Annotated in this window: 17 protein-coding genes; 9 read left to right on the top strand and 8 right to left on the bottom strand. The window is 72.3% G+C overall.

The features are described from left to right. The first annotated feature begins 6 nt into the window (after positions 1 to 6). Positions 7 to 1,014: a WYL domain-containing protein gene (locus tag AB0C26_RS22190; protein ID WP_360250384.1), complete on the top strand. Its 1,008-nt coding sequence runs from the start codon at positions 7 to 9 to the stop codon at positions 1,012 to 1,014. On the opposite strand, the gene AB0C26_RS22185 is transcribed toward AB0C26_RS22190, so the two are convergent. From AB0C26_RS22185 to pdhA, 4 genes are read right to left on the bottom strand one after another with little or no spacing between them, the layout of a single operon-like run. Then, a complete protein-coding gene (locus AB0C26_RS22185) occupies positions 1,011 to 1,451 on the bottom strand; it encodes an RDD family protein (RefSeq protein ID WP_360250381.1) in 441 nt (146 codons plus the stop codon). The genes AB0C26_RS22190 and AB0C26_RS22185 overlap by 4 nt on opposite strands. 52 nt (positions 1,452 to 1,503) lie before the next feature. Further along, complete coding sequence (locus tag AB0C26_RS22180; protein ID WP_360250378.1) at positions 1,504 to 2,718, bottom strand: dihydrolipoamide acetyltransferase family protein; 1,215 nt, start codon at positions 2,716 to 2,718, stop codon at positions 1,504 to 1,506. Next, on the bottom strand, positions 2,715 to 3,707 hold the full coding sequence (locus tag AB0C26_RS22175) for an alpha-ketoacid dehydrogenase subunit beta (protein ID WP_360250376.1): 993 nt from the start codon (positions 3,705 to 3,707) through the stop codon (positions 2,715 to 2,717). The genes AB0C26_RS22180 and AB0C26_RS22175 overlap by 4 nt, the downstream gene beginning before the upstream one ends. Next, positions 3,704 to 4,756, bottom strand: a complete 1,053-nt coding sequence (pdhA, locus tag AB0C26_RS22170) for a pyruvate dehydrogenase (acetyl-transferring) E1 component subunit alpha (protein ID WP_360250373.1) — start codon at positions 4,754 to 4,756, stop codon at positions 3,704 to 3,706. Before pdhA ends, AB0C26_RS22175 begins: the two co-directional genes overlap by 4 nt. 131 nt (positions 4,757 to 4,887) lie before the next feature. Here pdhA and AB0C26_RS22165 point away from each other — a divergent pair, with 131 nt between their 5' ends. The 3 genes from AB0C26_RS22165 (at position 4,888) to AB0C26_RS22155 (ending at position 6,617) form a co-directional block, all read left to right on the top strand. Further along, positions 4,888 to 5,319 (top strand): Lrp/AsnC family transcriptional regulator, encoded by a 432-nt coding sequence (locus AB0C26_RS22165; protein WP_360250370.1) that lies wholly within the window; start codon positions 4,888 to 4,890, stop codon positions 5,317 to 5,319. A 44-nt stretch (positions 5,320 to 5,363) separates the two neighbouring features. Next, positions 5,364 to 5,852, top strand: coding sequence for a hypothetical protein (locus AB0C26_RS22160; protein ID WP_360251626.1), 489 nt, complete (start codon positions 5,364 to 5,366; stop codon positions 5,850 to 5,852). Positions 5,853 to 5,993: 141 nt separating this feature from the next. Further along, positions 5,994 to 6,617, top strand: coding sequence for a hypothetical protein (locus AB0C26_RS22155; RefSeq protein ID WP_360250367.1), 624 nt, complete (start codon positions 5,994 to 5,996; stop codon positions 6,615 to 6,617). A gap of 314 nt (positions 6,618 to 6,931) precedes the next feature. Here AB0C26_RS22155 and AB0C26_RS22150 read toward each other — a convergent pair whose 3' ends face one another. Then, positions 6,932 to 7,513 (bottom strand): helix-turn-helix domain-containing protein, encoded by a 582-nt coding sequence (locus tag AB0C26_RS22150; RefSeq protein ID WP_360250364.1) that lies wholly within the window; start codon positions 7,511 to 7,513, stop codon positions 6,932 to 6,934. Between the two features lie 68 nt (positions 7,514 to 7,581). Here AB0C26_RS22150 and AB0C26_RS22145 point away from each other — a divergent pair, with 68 nt between their 5' ends. The 3 genes from AB0C26_RS22145 to AB0C26_RS22135 all read left to right on the top strand — a co-directional run bounded on the left by AB0C26_RS22145 (position 7,582) and on the right by AB0C26_RS22135 (position 11,586). Then, a complete protein-coding gene (locus tag AB0C26_RS22145) occupies positions 7,582 to 8,583 on the top strand; it encodes a zinc-binding dehydrogenase (RefSeq protein WP_360250361.1) in 1,002 nt (333 codons plus the stop codon). A 70-nt stretch (positions 8,584 to 8,653) separates the two neighbouring features. Next, entirely contained in the window at positions 8,654 to 9,631 is a 978-nt protein-coding gene (locus AB0C26_RS22140; RefSeq protein ID WP_360250358.1) for a substrate-binding domain-containing protein, read from the top strand. Between the two features lie 14 nt (positions 9,632 to 9,645). Further along, a complete protein-coding gene (locus AB0C26_RS22135) occupies positions 9,646 to 11,586 on the top strand; it encodes a beta-galactosidase (RefSeq protein WP_360250355.1) in 1,941 nt (646 codons plus the stop codon). A gap of 6 nt (positions 11,587 to 11,592) precedes the next feature. Here AB0C26_RS22135 and AB0C26_RS22130 read toward each other — a convergent pair whose 3' ends face one another. Together AB0C26_RS22130 and ligD are read right to left on the bottom strand one after the other, a co-directional pair. Next, positions 11,593 to 13,419, bottom strand: coding sequence for a S8 family serine peptidase (locus tag AB0C26_RS22130; RefSeq protein ID WP_360250352.1), 1,827 nt, complete (start codon positions 13,417 to 13,419; stop codon positions 11,593 to 11,595). 310 nt (positions 13,420 to 13,729) lie between these two features. Next, positions 13,730 to 15,208, bottom strand: coding sequence for a non-homologous end-joining DNA ligase (gene ligD / locus AB0C26_RS22125; RefSeq protein ID WP_360250349.1), 1,479 nt, complete (start codon positions 15,206 to 15,208; stop codon positions 13,730 to 13,732). Between the two features lie 108 nt (positions 15,209 to 15,316). Here ligD and AB0C26_RS22120 point away from each other — a divergent pair, with 108 nt between their 5' ends. Beyond that, positions 15,317 to 16,312: a Ku protein gene (locus AB0C26_RS22120; protein WP_360250346.1), complete on the top strand. Its 996-nt coding sequence runs from the start codon at positions 15,317 to 15,319 to the stop codon at positions 16,310 to 16,312. Here AB0C26_RS22120 and AB0C26_RS22115 read toward each other — a convergent pair. Then, positions 16,309 to 17,013 (bottom strand): TetR/AcrR family transcriptional regulator, encoded by a 705-nt coding sequence (locus AB0C26_RS22115; protein ID WP_360250343.1) that lies wholly within the window; start codon positions 17,011 to 17,013, stop codon positions 16,309 to 16,311. The genes AB0C26_RS22120 and AB0C26_RS22115 overlap by 4 nt on opposite strands. Positions 17,014 to 17,065: 52 nt before the next feature. Between AB0C26_RS22115 and AB0C26_RS22110 the strand changes: the two genes are divergently transcribed. Then, positions 17,066 to 17,563 carry a DNA polymerase ligase N-terminal domain-containing protein gene (locus AB0C26_RS22110; RefSeq protein ID WP_360250340.1) on the top strand — a complete coding sequence of 166 codons (498 nt, stop codon included), beginning with the start codon at positions 17,066 to 17,068 and terminating at the stop codon, positions 17,561 to 17,563. Positions 17,564 to 17,578: the final 15 nt, after the last annotated feature.

The following is a 17,578-nucleotide window of genomic DNA, read 5'->3' as shown; positions in this document are numbered from 1 at the left end:
GATTCCATGGCCGATACCTCCGCGCGGATCCTGCGCCTGCTGTCCCTGCTGGAGGCGCGCGTCGAGTGGCGCGGCGCCGAGCTCGCCGCCCGGCTGGACGTGTCGGCCCGGACCCTGCGGCGTGACGTCGACACCTTGCGTGAGCTCGGCTATCCGGTGAACGCCGTGATGGGGGCGGGCGGCGGATACCGGCTCGGCGCCGGCGGCCGGTTGCCGGCTCTCGTGCTCGACGACGACCAGGCGATCGCGATCGCGCTGGCTCTGCAGACCGCGCCGGCGACGGTGACCGGGATCGACGACGCCGTGGCCCGGGCGCTCACCACCCTGCGTCAGGTCATGCCGGCCCGGCTGCGCGCGGCGAGCGAGGCCTTCGAGGTCACCTCGCTGCGCAACTACTGGGAGTTCTCCGCCCCGCCGATCGACGTGGGCACGCTGCGGACGGTCGGCGCGGCGATCCGTACCGCCCGGGTGTTGCGCTTCGACTACCTCGACCCCGACGGCTGCGTGACCGAGCCCGGCCGGCCCGGGTTCCGCCCGCCCCGCGAGGTCGAGCCGCATCACCTGGTCGTCTGGGCCGGGCGCTGGTACCTGATCGCCCGCGGCCACCGCGACCGGGAGTGGCACACCTACCGGGTCGACCGGATCCGCCCGCACACCCCCGGCGGCGGGGCGGTGTTCACGCCCCAGCCGCTCACCCGCGACGACCTGACCCGCCTGGTCGTGCGGAACCCGGACCGCGGTGACACGCCCGGCCGGTGGCAGTGCGTCGGCTCGGCCGTCCTCGAGCTGCCGGCCGAGGTCGCCGCTCGCTGGGCGCCGGGCGGTTCCGTCGTCGAGCCCGCCGGCGCCGACCGCAGCCGGCTCACCATCGGCGGCTGGTCCTGGGCCGGGATCGCCGGTCTGTTCATCACCTTCGACACCGACCTGAGCGAGGTCGAGCCGGCCGAACTCCGGTCCGCGATGGACCAGATCAGCCGGCGCCTCAAAGCCGCGACGACACCGTCGCCGAGCTAGCCGCGGACGACCTGGGTGCGGGCGACGATGTCGCCGACGCGGCGGCGGCGCGGGGAGGACAGGACGACGATGAACGCGACCAGGTAGCCGAAGATGCTGTCGATGATGCGGAAGATGGTGCGCAGGATCGCCTTGCCGACGCCCGGCGGGGTACGGCCGGTCTCGCCGTCGACCACCCTGATCCCGGTCACCATCTTGCCCACCGTACGGCCCAGGTAGCCCTCCATCAGGACGTAGTAGAGCGTGGCGACCACGAAAAGCAGGAGATTGCCGCCGCTCGCCAGGTGGGTCAGCTCACGGCCGCTGACGACGACGTCCAGGTCGAACACCGCGGCCAGAATGTTGCCGATCACGCCGAGCACGATGCCGTCGATGATGGTCGCCACCACCCGCCGCCCGGTCACGCGGACGTCCGGTCCCCCCGATACATGAGTCATGGAAGCCATCCTCACAGGGTGAAGGGGCGGGTCACTCACCCGCCCCTCACGATCACAACCGGGCGATCGCGGCCGCCGGGTTCTCGATGGCGTCGGCGACCGCGCGCATGAAGCCGGCGGCCGTGCCGCCGTCGCAGACGCGGTGATCGAAGACGAAGCTCATCTGGGTGATCTTGCGGACGCACAGCTCACCGCCGACCACCCACGGGCGGTCGATGATGCGGCCGAAGCCGAGGATCGCCACCTGCGGATGGTTGATGATGGCGGCGCTGCCGTCCACGTTGAAGCCGCCGTAGTTGTTCAGCGTGAACGTCCCGGCCGGGGCGCCCACGGTGCCCTCCCGGGCGGCGGCGGTCACCTTCCGGATCTCCTCGTCGAGCCGGGTCGTGGTCATCGACCCGGCGTCGGTCACCGCCGGCACCACCAGCCCCCGCGAGCCCTGCACCGCGATGCCGAGGTCGATCCGGTCGTACTGGACGATCTCCTGGCGCTCGGTGTCGAGGCGCGCGTTGAGCACCGGGTACTGCTTGAGCGCGGCCACCACGAACCGCGCGATGTAGGAAAGGATCCCCGGACCCGGCCGTACGCTCTCGCGCAGCTCCCACAGCGGCGTCGCGTCGACGTCGACCCAGACCGTCGCCTCGGGGATCTCGGACCGGCTGCGGGCCAACGCGGCCGACACCGCCTTGCGGAACCCGCTCAACGGAATCCGCTGCTCGCCCGGCACGGTCACCGCGGGGGCCATCGGCGGCACGGCCGTCTCGGCGGCCGTTTCGACGTCGGCCCGCACGATCAGGCCGCCCGGGCCGCTGCCGGTGATGGTGCGCAGATCGAGTCCCTTGTCGCGGGCGATCCGCCGCACCAGCGGGGACACCACCAGAGGGACCCGGGAGACCGTCGTGTGCACGGGCCGCCGCCGGCGGCGGCCCGAGGCGGCCGGCGCGGCGCTCGTCCCGTACCCGATCAGGACGTTCCCGGATCCGGCGCGCTCCTCCTCGCGGTAGGTCTCGGCCGGCGTCGGCGCGGCGACCGCGCCGACCGTCAGCAGCGGCTTGCCGACCTCCAGCACCGAGCCCTCGGGGGCGTGGCGCACCGCGACCTCACCGGCGAACGGCGTCGGCACCTCGACCAGCGACTTGGCCGTCTCCACCTCCACGACCGGCTGGTCGACGGCGACGGTGTCACCCTCCTTCACCAGCCAGCGCACCACCTCCGCCTCGGTCAGCCCCTCGCCGAGGTCGGGCAGCAGGAACACCTGGCCGCTCACGAGTCCTCCCACTGCAGGTCGTCGACCGCTTCGAGCACCCGGTCCACATCGGGCAGGTGCAGGTGCTCCAGCTTCGGCGGCGGGTAGGGGATGTCGTAGCCGGTCACCCGCCGGATCGGCGCCGCCAGCGAGTGGAAGCAGCGCTCGGTCACCCGGGCCACGATCTCCGAGGAGACGCTGGCGAACCCGCTCGCCTCGGCGACCACCACGGCCCGCCCGGTCGACCGGACCGCCGCGCACACCGTCTCGTCGTCGAACGGCACGATCGACCGCAGGTCCACGACCTGAAGGCTGCGGCCCTCCCGGTCGGCGACCTCGGCCGCCTCCAGCGCGACCGGCACCGACGGCCCGTAGGCGATCAGGGTCGCGTCGGTGCCCTCCCGGCGGACGACCGCCTTGCCGATGCCCGCCGCCGGGCGACCGGAGAGCTCGACCTCCTCCTTGCTCCAGTAGAGCTTCTTCGGCTCCAGGAAGACGACCGGGTCGGGCGAGGCGATCGCCTCCCGCAGCAGGCCGTACGCGTCCGACGGGGTGGCCGGGGCGACCACGTGCAGGCCCGGCGTGTGCGCGTAATACGCCTCCGACGAGTCGCAGTGGTGTTCGACACCGCCGATGCCGCCCGCGTACGGAACGCGGATCACCATCGGCAGGGACACCTTGCCGCGCGTACGGTTCCGCATCTTCGCCACATGGCTGACGATCTGCTCGAACGCCGGATAGGCGAACGCGTCGAACTGCATCTCGACGACCGGGCGCATCCCGTTCATGGCCATGCCGACGGCGACACCGACGATGCCCGACTCGGCCAGCGGCGTGTCGAAGCAGCGGTCCTCGCCGAACTCGGCGGTCAGGCCGTCGGTGATCCGGAAGACCCCGCCGAGCGGGCCCACGTCCTCGCCGAAGACGACCACCGCCGGATCGGCGGCCATCGCGTCGCGCAGGGCCCGGTTGAGCGCCTGCCCCATCGAAAGCTTCTCGTGGACGGTCATGCCTGGGCCCCCTGCTCCCGCAGTTGGGTTGTCGGTTCGGCGTACACATAAGCGAAAAGGTCGTGGGGGTCGGGCTCGACATCGCGGTTGATGCCGTCGCGCATGTGCTCTGCCGTCTTCTCGGCCGCCGCCCGCATCTCGGCGAGCGAATCGTCGGTCAGCAGACCCCGATCGCGCAGGTGCTTCTCGAGGCGGACGATCGGGTCGCGCTCGACCCAGGCCGCCACCTCGTCGTCGGTGCGGTAGCGCGTCGCGTCGTCCGCGTTGGTGTGCGCCTGCATCCGGTACGTGTGGGCCTCGACGAGCTGCGGTCCCTCACCGGCGCGCGCTCGATTCACGGCGTCCGTCAGCACGGCCAGCACGGCGGCGACGTCGTTGCCGTCCACGCGCTCGCTCCTGATCCCGTACCCGATGCCCTTGTAGGCCAGGGAAGGAGCGGCGGTCTGCCGGGAGAGCGGGACGCTGATGGCGTACTCGTTGTTCTGGAGGAAGAACACCACGGGCGCCTTGAGGACGGCGGCGAAGTTCAGCGCCTCGTGGAAGTCGCCCTCGCTCGTGCCGCCGTCGCCGCAGAGGGCCATCACGACTGTTCGCTCGCCCTTGAGCCGGGCGGCGTGCGCCACGCCGACCGCGTGCGGCAGCTGGGTGGCGAGCGGCGTCGTGTGCGGGGCGACCTTGTGTTCATGCGGGTCGTAACCGCAGTGCCAGTCGCCCTTGAGCAGGCTGAGCGCCTCGACCGGGTCGACGCCGCGCTCGGCGATGGCCGCCGTGTCCCGGTAGGTGGGGAACAGCCAGTCGCCGTCGCCGAGCACCTGGGCCGCCCCGACCTGGCAGGCCTCCTGCCCGTGCGACGACGGGTAGACGGCCAGCCGGCCCTGGCGGACCAGGGCGTATGCCTGCTCGTTGAGCCGGCGCGCGGTGATCAGACCCTGTAGGGCCCTCAGCAGCGCCGCGTCGTCCGGCAACTCGTCTCGTACGGCCCGGCCGTCGACGCCGATCAGCGTCACGGGCGTGGCCGAGGGGAGAAGGTGGTGTGCGTCACCTGTCATGTGGACATGCTTCGCTTCATGCCAATTGGTTTCCACTATCGGGTGAAAACCGAGAAGATGTACGCTCACCACGAGTTCTTGGGAGCCAAACGTCTCGGCCGGGCGCCTAGTGGATCGGAGGGGCGAGACAAGTGGTCGACGACATCGATCGCCAGATTCTGGCCGAGCTCACCCAGGACGGGCGCCTGTCGATGCGTACCCTGGCCGAGCGCCTGCACATCTCCCGGGCCAACGCCTACGCCCGGGTCGAGCGCCTGCGCTCCACGAACGTGATCCGCGGCTTCCGGGCCGACGTCGACCCGGTCGCGGCCGGCCTGGGCACCTCGGCCTACGTGACGGTGAACCTCAACCAGGCCGAGTGGCGCGACGTGGCCGACCAGCTCCGGGCGCTGCCCGGCGTCGTGCACATCGCCCTGGTCGGCGGCGAGTTCGACGTCATCATGCTGGTACGCGCGCCGGACAACGCGGCCCTCGGCCGCCTCGTGCTCGACGAGATCCAGGGCATGCCCGGCGTCGTCAACACCCGTACCCTGCTGGTCTTCGAAGAGGTGGAGAAGCCGTGACCTCACTCGAGAAAGGTTGACGCGCCGGCCATCTTCCGGCTTCCCTGGCGTACGCGGCGGTCCGCGCGCCGATCGCCGAAGGAACCGGATACGCCTGGTTCGCCAACCGGGGGATCGGCCGCCCCCGTCCCGAATCGCTGCGCGCGAGCATCGACTGGTTCCGTGAATGGCTGGACGCCACGGCGAAGGGCCGCCCGGTGGTCCTCGCCGGCTTCAGCGGGGGAGCGGCGTTCGCCGGCGGTCTCCTGCTCGACGACCCCACCCGTTTCGCCGGCGCCGCCATCCTCTACGGCACCCTGCCGTTCGACGCCGGTGTGCCCGTCACGCCCCAGCGGCTGTCCGGCGTGCCGGTGCTGGTCGCCCAGGGCGACCACGACACCGTCATTCCCCGCGAACTCCAGGACCGGACCTGGGCCTACGTGACCACGGAGTCCGGCGCCCTCGCCGAGGCCCGCCGCGATCCCGTCGGCCACGGCATCGCCCCCGACGCGCTCAAGGCGCTGCACACGTGGCTCGAGAAGGCCGCCCGGTAACGCCGTGGCCGGCGACATACGTGGCCACCGTCTTCGGCCTCGCCGCGGGCCGTTCACCCGGCGCCCCCGGATCCGTTCCTGGTCGGGCTGGCCACGCTGAGCCTGCTCGCCGAGGCGGCCGCCGGGAAGCCGCTTCTCTGCGTGGTCGACGACGCGCAATGGCTCGACCAGGCGTCCGCTCGGGTGCTCGCGTTCGTCACGCGCCGGCTCCAGGCCGAGTCGGTGGTGATGCTGTACGCGCTGCGGCCGGCGGTGCGGGAGTTCGACGGCCTGCCCACCCGGACCGTCGAGGGCCTCGGTGACCTCGACTCGCGGGCGCTGCTCGACACGGTCGTCCGCTGGCCGCTGGACGAGCGGGTCCGCGACGCGATCCTCGCCGAGGCGCACGGCAATCCCCTCGCGCTGCTCGAACTTCCGCCGGCCCGCACCCCGACGAGGCTGGCCGGCGGCTTTGGGCTGCCCGGGGCGCTGCCGCTGGCCGGCCGTCTGCAGGAGAGCTTCGCCGCCCGCAGCCGCGGACTGTCGGCCGGCGCCCGCACGCTGCTGCTCATCGCGGCCGCCGACCCGGTCGGCGATCCGGCCCTGATGTGCGCGCCGCCCGCCGCCTCGGCATCGCCCGCGCCGCCGCCGACGAGGTCCGCGCGGCGGGGCTGCTCACGATCGGCGCCACGGTCCATTTCCGGCACACGCTGGCACGCTCGGCCGTCTACGGCGCGGCACCACGGGACGACCGCCGCGCGGCCCACCGCGCCCTGGCCCACGTGACAGACGAACGGGCCGATCCGGACCGTGGCGCCTGGCACCGAGCTCAGGCCGCCGACGGCCCGGACGAGTCGGTGGCCGCCTGGCGCGGAGCCGGCGGGGCGGCCAAGCTCGTCGCCGAGTCGGCCGAGCTGGCCGAGGCGCTGGGGGAGGGCGTCGGGATCACCCGGTTCCACTATCTCGGCGCCGTTCTGCACAACGGATCCGGCCGATTCCGGGAGGCGCTGTCCGCGGCACGTCCGCCGCGTCCTCGGCAAGCTCGGCGTCGCCTCCCGCCGCGAGCTGCCCCGAGCCCTGGCGGAGGCGGGGCGCTAGAGCTAGGCGCGCAGGACCGCGGCGAAGAGTTCGGCGCGCCGCTCCAGCGGGAGGGCCGCGGGCTCGATGACGCCGTGCACGCCCAGGACGTTGGTCGTGCTCAGGATCAGAAAGGCGATGCTCCACGGGTCGCCGGTGACGCCGAGGTGGGCGGCGTTGTCGCGGATCAGGCCGGCCAGCGCGGTCATCAGCCGGTGGCGGCTGGCCAGGTAGACGGCGGCCACGCCGGGGTCGGTGGTGGCCTGCACGGCGAACTCGGCGATGAGCACGTGCCAGCGCTGTTCGTCGAGCGACAACCGGGCCAGGCGCAGCGCCACGTCCTCGGCCCGGGCCGTCGAGATCTGCTCGACCGAGGTGGCGATGAGGGCTGTCACCTGCTCGTCGAGCAGCTCGGCGAAGAGTTCCTGTTTCGAGCCGAAGTTGGAGTAGACCGCGCCCTTCGTGTAGCCGGCGCGCGCGGCGATCGCTTCGAGCCGGGTGGCCGCGTACCCCGAGAGCCGGAATTCCTCGGCCGCCGCGGTGAGCAGATCGCGCCGCACGTCCTCGCGCCGTGGCCGTCGTCGATCTTGTGGCATGTCAGACATTGACCTCTCGATACCGCGGGTATTCACTCGATACCGAGGGTACTGAAATTACCGACCGAGGAGCAACCATGCTCGCAGGACGTCTCGACGTTTCCACCGGAACGTTCGCTGTCGAAGAGATCGCCGAGCCGCACGCCGGCCCCGGCCAGGTCCGGATCGCCGTCAAGGCGGCCGGTGTCTGCCTCTCCGACGTCCACCTCATCCAGGGCGTCATCAAGCCGCTGCTGCTGCCGGGCGACAGCGTCACGCTCGGGCACGAGACCGCCGGTGTCATCGACGAGATCGGCGACGGCGTCACCGGGCTCACGGTCGGCCAGCGGGTGCTGCTCCAGGCCGGCGAGGAGCGCGACGGGGTCGTCTGGACGCGCGGCGTCGACTACGACGGCGGCTGGGCCGAATTCGCGGTCGCCACCGCCGGCACGGTCGTGCCGCTGCCCGACAGCCTCCCGTTCGAGCAGGCCTGCTTCATCCCCGACGCGGTCTCCACGCCGTGGGCCGCGATCGTCGAGACCGCCCGGGTGGCCCCGGCCCGGCCGGTCGGCGTCTGGGGTGTCGGCGGCCTCGGCGCGCACGCCGTGCAGCTGCTGCGCGTCATCGGCGCCGCCCCGGTCATCGCGATCGATCCGCTGCCGGCCGCCCGCGAACGCGCGCTGGCCTTCGGCGCCGACCTCGCCCTGGACCCGGCCGACCCTGTCTTCGCGACGCGGGTGAAGGAGGCGACGCGGGGGCGCGGTCTCTCGTACGCCTTCGACTTCGCCGGCGTGGCACCGGTGCGCGAGCAGGCCGCCGCGACGATGGCCCGCGGGGGCAGGCTGATCCTGGTCGGCCTCACCGACCAGCCGCTGACCATCACCCAGGGCACCCACTTCAGCTATCTCAAGCAGCAGATCCTCGGCCACTACGGCTCGCAGCCCGAGCACGTGCTGGAGCTGCTCGACCTGGTGGCCGGCGGCCGGGTCGAGTTCTCCCGCTCGGTCAGCGGCGCCCTGCGCCTGGCCGACGCGGCCGAGGCCGTCCGCCGCCTCGACGCCAAGGAGGGCGACCCGATCCGCCTGGTGCTCGTCCCTTGACAAAAGTTACCGGTAACAGTTTTGCTGGGAGGGCGAACTGTTACCGGTAACTTTCTTGTGGGAGCGGCCCGTGGTGCGCAAGGACCGAGTGCCCAGAGCACCGACGATCTACGATGTCGCGCGCGTGGCCGAGGTCTCCCACCAGACCGTGAGCCGCTACCTGTCCGGTGCGTCCCCGCTGCGCCCGGCCTCGCGCGAGCGTGTCGAGCGGGCCATCCAGGAACTCGGCTACCGGCCCAGCCTGACCGCGCGGATGCTGGCCCGCGGCGAGTCGCGCACGGTGGTCGCCCTCACCGGCGAACTGCTCGAGGTGGGCACGGTCCAGCTCGTCGAGGGCGTACGCCGGGCCGCGCGCGCCGCCGGCTACCTGCTCGACGTGATGACGTACGACGCGGACGACCTCGAGCGGACGCTCACCACCATCGGCCGCCAGGACGTCGCCGGGGTGCTCGCGATCGCCGACACCGACCAGCTCCGCGAGGCCGTCGGCCGGCTCTCGCCCGACCTGCTCGTCACGGTCACCGAGGACACGCCGGCCGCCCACACCGTCGAGGCCCACCACGCCGTCGCCCGGCACCTGATCGAGCTGGGACACGACCGCGTGACGTACGTGGCCGGCCCGCGCGACTGGTGCTCCGCGCGGACCCGCCTGCGCGCCTTCGAGGAAGCCTTCACCGGCCTCGACAGCGAACGCCTGTTCGCCGCCGGCTGGTCCGCCGCGTCCGGACACGAGGCGGGCCGGCGGCTGCGGAATCCCACCGCTGTCGTCTGCGCCAACGACCAGATCGCGCTCGGCGTCACCCGGGCCCTGGCCGAGCGTGGCCGCCACGTCCCGGCCGACGTCAGCGTGGTCGGTTACGACGACATGCCCGAGGCGGCGTACTTCTCGCCGCCGCTGACGACCGTACGCCAGGACTTCGCCCTCCACGGGGCGCACGCGTTCCGCCGCGTGCTGGAACGGCTCGAGCCGGACGTACCGCGCGAGCCCTTGCCCGCGGTCGAGGACCACCTGATCGTGCGCGGCTCCACGGCCGTGCGACGCGCCTAGGCAGGAGAGACAAGATGCCGATCTGGTACGGCGGGGACTACAACCCGGAGCAGTGGCCGCGCGCGGTGTGGGACGAGGACGCCTCGCTCATGCGGACCGCGGGCGTCAACCTGGCCACCGTCGGCGTCTTCTCGTGGTCGCGACTCGAACCGCGCGACGGCGAGTTCGACTTCGAGTGGCTCGACGTGGTGCTGGAGAAGCTGCACGCCGCCGGGGTCCGCGCCGACCTGGCCACCGCGACGGCGTCCCCGCCGCCGTGGCTCACCCTCAAGCACCCCGAAATCCTCCCGGTCACGGCCTCGGGCGTACGGCTGTCGACCGGCAGCCGCCAGCAGTACTGCCCGAGCTCGCCGCTCTATCGCCGCTACGCGACCCGGCTGGTGACGGCTCTGGCCGAGCGCTACGGCTCACATCCCGCCCTTCAGATGTGGCACGTCAACAACGAGTACGGCTGCCACGTGAGCCGCTGCTACTGCGACGTGTCGGCCGAGGCGTTCCGGGGCTGGCTGCGCGACAAGTACGGCACCGTCGAGGGCCTGAACCACGCCTGGGGCACCGCCTTCTGGTCGCAGCACTACTCGTCCTTCGACGAGGTCTTCCCGCCGCGGGACGCGCCGACCTTCAAGAACCCGGCCCAGCTGCTCGACTTCGACCGGTTCGGCTCCCACGAGCTCCTCGAGTGTTTCCGGGCCGAGGCGGCCGTCCTGCGCCAGGTGACCCCGGACATCCCGCTCACCACCAACTTCATGGGCTTCTTCAAGCCCGCGAATTACTGGGAGTGGGCGAAGGAACTGGACTTCGTCTCCGACGACAGCTACCCCGACCCGGCCGACGAGACCGCGTACCTGCACTCGGCCATGACCCGTGACCTGATGCGCTCGCTCGCCGGCGACAACCCGTGGGTGCTGATGGAGCAGGCGACCAGCGCGGTCAACTGGCGCCCGCAGAACGCGGCCAAGCGCCCCGGCCAGATGCGCGCGTGGTCGTACCAGGCCATCGCCCGCGAGGCCCGCGGCATCATGTACTTCCAATGGCGGCAGTCCATCGCCGGCGCCGAGCAGTTCCACTCCGGCATGCTGCCGCACAGCGGCACCGACACCCGCGTGTGGCGCGAGGTCGTCGAGTTCGGCGCCGAGCTGACGGCGCTCTCCGGCGTGCTGCCGTCCACAGTGGCCGCCCCGCCGGTCGAGGCGGCGATCGTCCTGGACTGGGAAAGCTGGTGGGCCCTCGAACAGCCGGCCCGCCCGACCCGGATCAGCTACCAGGGGCAGCTCTCGGCCTGGTACCGGGCTTTCACCCAGGCCGGCCTCCGGGTCCGGTTCGTGCACCCCGGCGCCGACCTGAGCGGCTTCCGTGTCGTCGTCGCGCCCACGCTCTTCCTGGCGACCGAGGCGAGCCTCGACAACCTTGCCGGGTACGCCCGTGACGGCGGCACGCTCATCGTGACGTTCCAAACGGGAATCGTCGACGAGAACCTGCGCGTCCGCTCCGGCGGCTACCTCGGCCCGCTCCAGCGGACGCTCGGCCTGTGGATCGAGGAGTTCACCCCGCTCGCCGGCCACCCGGCCGCGCTCGCCGGCACGGTCACCTCGTCGTCGGTGACGTGGAGCGAGGTCGTCCGGCCGGCCGGAGCCACCGTCGAGTCCGAGTTCACCGACGGTCCCGCCGCCGGCGGCCCGGCCATCACCAGCAACGGCACCGCCTGGTACGTCGCGGCCGACCTGGCCGCCGACGGCAAGGCGGCCCTGGTGGAGACCATCCTGGGCCGCCTCGGCCTCGACCTGCCCCGCCCGGCGCCCGGCGTCGAACGGATCACCAGCCAGGCCGACACGTACGTCATCAACCACAACCCGCTGCCGTACGTCGTCGAGCTCGACGGGACCGACCTGCTCACCGGCAAGCCGGCCCGCGGCCTGGAACTGCCCCAGTACGGGGTGGCCATCGTCCGCGCCTGACCCGCGTCAGACCTTGACGGCGCCGCTCGTCTTCGACGACAGCGCGGTGCTCGCCGGTGCCACCACCCGATAGGTGGCGCCGGCCACCAGGCCGGTGACGAGGCGGCTGCTCGCGGCCGGGTAGGACCGGATCGCGTGCCAGCCCTTGCCGGTCCACCGCTGCACGCTGAGGCGCTGCCCGGCCACCCCGGTCATGGCGATCCGCATCTTGCGGGCGCCCGTCTTGGCCACAGCCAGCCGGGGCCGGACCACGTACGAGGTGACGGGCGAGCTGACACCCGCGACCGTCAGGCGCACGCGCCGGTTCGCCGTGGCCGTCGCCGCGACGGTCACGGTGCCGGCGGCGGTGGTCGTCATCGACGTACACGTGAACGCTTTGTTGCCCGAGGCGACGCACAGCTGGGCCGCCCGCCCGGCCAACGGGCTGCTGCCCGCCTTGACGGTGTAGCGGGTGGTCAGCCGGGTGCCGTACGCGACGTCGCGCGCTCCGGTGCTCACTCCGATCGTGACGCTCGGTGTGCTGGGTTTGCGGGGCTCGCTAGGCGCAGTGGGCTCGCTAGGCGCAGTGGGCTCGCTAGGCGCAGTGGGCTCGCTAGGAGTGATGGGCTGGACAGGCGTTGTCGGCGTGCTCGGTGTGGTGGTCTCAACGGGCATGCTCGGCGCGGTCGGCGTTTCCTCGGCCAGCGCCGCGACCGGGTCGATGCGTCCCCAGCCGTAGCTCGTGTCCTTGCCGGGCGTGCCGAGGTCCACCGCCGTGCTCTGAAGAACCTGTTCGATCTCGTCGGGGCTCCAGGCCGGGTGGTACGCCTTGAGGAGCGCCACGACCGCGGCCACGTGCGGCGCGGCCATCGAGGTGCCGCTCATGCTCCCGTAGCTGTCCTTCACCGTCGGCAGGGTGCTCAGGATGCCGACGCCCGGCGCGGCCACGTCGACGTAGGAGCCGCGGTTGGAGAAGGCGGCGACCGCGTCGGCCGAGTCGGTGGCGGCGGCCGCGATGACGCCCGGGTCGGCCCCCGGATAGTTGGCCGGGCTGCCCTTCCTCCCGTCATTGCCGGCCGCGGCGACCACTGTGACACCCTTGCCGCGCGCGTACGCGATGGCCTGGGTCACCGCGTCGAGCCGATCCGTCGAGCCCAGCGACATGTTGATGACCTGGGCCCCGTGGTCGGCGGCGTAGACGATGCCGCTGGCCGCGTCGGCCATGCTGCCGGTGCCGTCGGCGCCGAGCACCCGGATCGGCAGGATCTTCGCCGACGGGGCCACCGCCGAGATGCCGACGCCGTTGCCGGTCGCGGCCGCGATCGTGCCGGCCACGTGGGTGCCGTGGCCGTTGGGGTCGATGCCGGTGCCGCCGACGGTCCCGGCGACGTAGTCGATGCCCGGCAGAACGTCGCCGGCCAGATCGGGGTGGGCCGCGTCCACGCCGGTGTCGATGACCGCGACGGTCACCCCGTCCCCGGTCGACCGCGGCCAGGCCGCCGCCACATTGATCTTGGCGAAGTCCCACTGATCGGCCCGGTACGGGTCGGAGCCGGCCGGAACCTCGGTGGTACGAACCGTCTTGTCGATCTCCACGGCCACGGACCGGCTGCGGCTGCGGCCTTCCCGAACGTACCGCCGCGCGGCGGCCCGGTCGGTGGCGGTCCGAACGCGGACAATCGGCCGCCCGGCGTCGTCCAGAGCCGTGCTGACCACCCTCGCCGGCCGCCGGCCGGACACCTCAGCCGGAAGCAGCGAGTCGGCCGCGTCCACCCCATAGGCGGCCGGCGCGGCCAGGGAGGCGGCCCCGGAGATCGCCGCGACCACGAACAAACCATTTACGAGCGACTTCATGTGCACACAGTCGGCAGCCCCACCCCCGACCTCGTGACAGCCCCGGAGCGACCCAGTTGCGAAACGGATCCCCTCGCGCTCCGCCGCCCCGCGCCACGCTCCCACCGCCCTCGCCCCGCATCGCGTGCCACGTCCCCTTGCACCCGTGCCACGCCGCCCGCGCGCCGTCCCGCGCTACTCCGCGCCGTCCCGCCTCGCGCCGCGCCGTCCCGCGCTGTCCCGCGCCGCGCTGTCCCGCGCTGTCCCGCGCCGCGCTGTCCCGCGCCGTCCCGCGCCGTCCCGCGCCGTCCCTGGGGCGCGGTGTTCTGGGTCAGGCGGCTTCGGTGAGGTCGGCTAGGTCGATGCCCGCCTTTTCGAGTACCAGCCGGACGTCGTCCAGGGTCAGGCCCTCGACCACGTTGTCGCCGTGGACGATCCGGTACCACTGGCGGCCGTCGCGGCGTACTGCCTCGACCCGCCAGGTGGCATCCGCGGTCATGACCGTGCCGGTCACCTCTTCCCGCGCGGCCGTTTCCCGCCCGGCCGTCTGCTTCCCGGCTGTTTCGCGCCCGGCTGTCTGCTTCCCGGCGGTTGCCCGCTTAGCTGTCTGCCTCGCTGCCGCTGACGCTGCCGCTTTCGCTCGCGTCGCCTGGGCTGGCGTCGCCTGGGCTGGCGTCGCCTGGGCTGGCGTCGCTTGGGCTTGGGTCGGGCGGGCTTGGGTTGCTTGAGCTTGGGTCGGCCGGGCTTGGGTTGCTTGAGCTCGGGTTGGTCGAGCTTGGGTCGGTCGGGCTGGGGTCGTGCGGGGGCGGGCTGTCGGTGGTGTCGCGGGTTGGGTCGGGGTGGCTGCCCGCGGGGGAGCGGCCAGCGAGGACGGGTCGCGGTCGGGGCGCAGGCCTCGCCAGGAAGCGTGGCGGAGACGGCCGTCGACGGTCCAGTTGCGGAAGGCGACCTCGCCGACCAGGGTGGGCTCCACCCAGCGGGCGTGGCGGGCATGGTCGCGGGGGACGCCGGGTACGGGGGCCGTGGTGCGCCGGGCGGCGTCGAGTTCGGCCTGCAAGTGCTGGAGCATGGCGTCCGTGAAGCCGGTGCCGACCTGACCCGCGTACCGCAAGCTCTGCTCCTGATCGGGGACGGCGAGCAGGAGTGAACCTATTGTTCCGGAGCGGCGGCCCTCGCCCGGCTCGTAGCCGACGATCAGGACCTCCTGGGTGCGGATCAGTGGCACCTTGGTCCACTCGGGGGAGCGGCGTCCCGGCCGGTACACGCCGTCCTCGCGTTTGGCGACGACGCCCTCGAAGCCGGACAGTTTCGCCGCGTCCAGGACGATGGTGCCGTCCGCGTCCGGGAAGTTGGCCGGCGTCCGCACCGTCGCGCCGTCGAGGCGCAGGGCGGCCAACAGCTCGCGGCGGCGCCGGTAGGGCAGGTCGATCGTGCTTTCGCCGTCCAGCCGCAGCACGTCGAAGACGTAGTAGCGGATCGGGACCGTGTGCAGCAGCGCCGCCGGGGGAGCGGCGACGTGCATCCGGTTCTGGAGCAGCGCGAACGACGGGCGCTCGCCGGCTTCCAGGGCGACGATCTCGCCGTCGAGGATCGCCTGGCGGCCATCCAGCAGCGTGGCGATCTCGGCCAGCTCCGGGTACGTGGTCGTGACGTCGTTGTCGTTGCGGGTCAGCGCCCGCACCTCGCCGCCGGCGGCGTAGGTGACCGCGCGCACGCCGTCGTACTTGAACTCGAACGCCCAGCCCGGTCCGGTGGGCAGGGGGCCGAGCGCGGCCAGCATCGGCCGTACGACCTCGCCGTCGATCGTCATCCGATCGGGCTACCCCGCGCACGGCCGGGTGATACCCCTTGACCAGGAATTACATGGTGGTAGTTAACCGGCGGGATTCGATTCGCCGCCGGCGGGTATGGCAGCGGTATGGCGCGACCGATCTGGACAGGAGCGATCACCTTCGGCCTGGTGTCGGTGCCGGTGGCGATGTACTCCGCCACCCACGAGCACGAGGTCGGCTTTCACCAGTTCGAGAAGGGCACCGGCGACCGCATCCGCTACAAGCGGGTGAACGAGCGCACGGGCAAGGAAGTCGACTACGACAACATCGTCAAAGGGGCCGACGTCGGCGGCGGCGACTACGTCATGCTCGACCAGGAGGAGCTCGACTCGGTGGCGCCGGGCCGGTCGCGCAGCCTCGACATCGACCGTTTCGTCGAGCTCGACGACATCGACCCGATCTACTACGACAAGACGTACTTTCTCGGTCCCGGCCGCGAGGAGGCCGAGAAGGTGTACGGCCTGCTGCGCGACGCGATGGCCGATTCCGGCCGCGCCGCGATCGGCACGCTGGTGATGCGGGGCAAGGAGTATCTGGCCGCGATCCGTGCCGACGGCGACCTGCTGATGCTGCAGACGATGTACTTCGCCGACGAGGTCCGCGACCCCAAGGACCAGATCGACTCGTTGCCCCGGCGCAACGCCGCCAAGCCGGCCGAACTGCACATGGCCCAGCAGCTGATCGACTCGATGGCCGGCAAGTGGCGCCCGGCCGATTTCCGCGACACCTACACCGACCGCGTCAACGAGCTCATCGAGGAGAAGAAGTCCGGCAAGGAGATCACCCCGGCCGCCGAGGCCCCCGAGCCCACCGCGGCCACCGACCTGTTCGAGGCCCTGCGCCGCAGCGTCGAGGCCGCCAAGAAGAGCCGGGCGGCGGCCGAACCGGGGAAGTCGGCCGCCCCGAAGCGCAAGACCGCCGCGAGCGGGAAGGGCGCGAAGGCGAAGGCGGCCGACCTCAAGGAGGTCTCGAAGAGCGATCTGCTCAAGCTCGCGCGCGACCTCGACGTCCCGAAGCGGACCACGATGAGCCGGGCCGAGCTGGAGAAAGCCGTCCGCAAGGCGCGGCGCCAGGCCGCCTAGGGCTCGTCGAGGCGTTCGAGCCAGCGGTCGAGCAAGGCCGCCTCCGCGAGCTCCAGTTTCGGCGTACCGGAAAGGGAAAGACGCGAGCGCAACTGGCGCGCCCCCGCCCGTACCGGATCGGCGCCGTCGTCCCGGGCCGGGATGGCGGTCAGGACGGCGGCGAAGACCGCGTCGCGGGCGCGATGGGACAGGTCCGGGTCGTCGAACAGGGACGGCTGGGCGATGCGGCTCAGCGCGACGCCGATGTTGGCCGGCAGGATCAGCTGGGCCGCCAGCCGCGGGGTCGTCCGGAGGGCGCCCGCCGCCGCGGCCCGCACCAGTGTGGCCTCCAGCAGGTCCAGGATCCGGCGGTGGGCGCTCGACGCGGCGCCCGCCCGGGGCGCGAACATCAGCTGGTAGAGGGCCGGGTTCTCGGCGGCGAAGGCCATGTGGTCGTCCCAGCCCACGTACATGTCCGCCACCGGGTCGTCGCTGACCTCCAGGCCGGCCTTGCGCCGCGCGTACCGTTCGAAACCGGCGTCGGCGACGGCGTCGAGCAGGCCGCGTTTGTCGCCGAACAGCCGGTACAGCACCGGCTGGGTGACGCCGACCTCCTCGCAGACGGCTCGGGTGGCGATGTCGCCGTCGGCCGAGGCCGCCAGTTGCCGTTCGGCCGCCTCGACCAGCGCCGCCCGTACGGCGTTGTCTTCCAGCTTCTGCATAAATCGATGATACGTCAGTGAGCTAACATTGATTTCAACCGCTAGGGGGCAGGTGAGAGGCATGCGCTTCGTTGTGCAACGGCACCGCGCGCGGCGGCTGCACTACGACTTCCGGCTCGAGATCGACGGGGTGCTGGCGAGCTGGGCCGTGCCCAAGGGGCCGACGCTCGACCCCACGGTGCGGCGGGCGGCCTTCCAGGTCGAGGACCACGAACTGTCCTATTACGACTTCGAGGGTGTCCTCCCGGCCGGGCAGTACGGCGCCGGCGACGTCATCGTGTGGGACGCCGGAACCTTCGAGCCGCAGGGCGATCCGGGGCGCGCGGTCAGGGACGGCGAGCTTCACTTCGACGTGTACGGCGAGAAGCTGCGCGGCCGCCTCGTCCTCGTGCGCACGCGCCAGGGGGCCAACGGCAAGTGGGAATGGCTGCTGCTGCACAAGCGTGACGAGTACGCGGTCGAGGGCTGGAACGCCGAGGACCACCCGCGCTCCGTGGTGAGCGGGCGCACCAACGACGAGGTGCGAGCGGCGTCTGCGCCCGGACGGTGAGCCACCGCCCGGGCG

Source organism: Actinoplanes sp. NPDC048796 (assembly GCF_040650035.1).
Taxonomy (GTDB): Bacteria; Actinomycetota; Actinomycetes; order Mycobacteriales; family Micromonosporaceae; genus Actinoplanes.
This window is presented reverse-complemented; position numbering and strand designations above follow the sequence as displayed.

What these genes read in the sequence shown, in the direction of transcription:
- AB0C26_RS22190 (WP_360250384.1), top strand. Translation starts at nt 7, where the DNA reads ATGGCCGATACCTCCGCGCGGATCCTGCGCCTGCTGTCCCTGCTGGAG.
- AB0C26_RS22185 (WP_360250381.1), bottom strand. Translation starts at nt 1,451, where the DNA reads ATGACTCATGTATCGGGGGGACCGGACGTCCGCGTGACCGGGCGGCGG.
- AB0C26_RS22175 (WP_360250376.1), bottom strand. Translation starts at nt 3,707, where the DNA reads ATGACCGTCCACGAGAAGCTTTCGATGGGGCAGGCGCTCAACCGGGCC.
- pdhA (WP_360250373.1), bottom strand. Translation starts at nt 4,756, where the DNA reads ATGACAGGTGACGCACACCACCTTCTCCCCTCGGCCACGCCCGTGACG.
- AB0C26_RS22150 (WP_360250364.1), bottom strand. Translation starts at nt 7,513, where the DNA reads ATGTCTGACATGCCACAAGATCGACGACGGCCACGGCGCGAGGACGTG.
- AB0C26_RS22145 (WP_360250361.1), top strand. Translation starts at nt 7,582, where the DNA reads ATGCTCGCAGGACGTCTCGACGTTTCCACCGGAACGTTCGCTGTCGAA.
- AB0C26_RS22135 (WP_360250355.1), top strand. Translation starts at nt 9,646, where the DNA reads ATGCCGATCTGGTACGGCGGGGACTACAACCCGGAGCAGTGGCCGCGC.
- AB0C26_RS22130 (WP_360250352.1), bottom strand. Translation starts at nt 13,419, where the DNA reads ATGAAGTCGCTCGTAAATGGTTTGTTCGTGGTCGCGGCGATCTCCGGG.
- ligD (WP_360250349.1), bottom strand. Translation starts at nt 15,208, where the DNA reads ATGACGATCGACGGCGAGGTCGTACGGCCGATGCTGGCCGCGCTCGGC.
- AB0C26_RS22120 (WP_360250346.1), top strand. Translation starts at nt 15,317, where the DNA reads ATGGCGCGACCGATCTGGACAGGAGCGATCACCTTCGGCCTGGTGTCG.
- AB0C26_RS22115 (WP_360250343.1), bottom strand. Translation starts at nt 17,013, where the DNA reads ATGCAGAAGCTGGAAGACAACGCCGTACGGGCGGCGCTGGTCGAGGCG.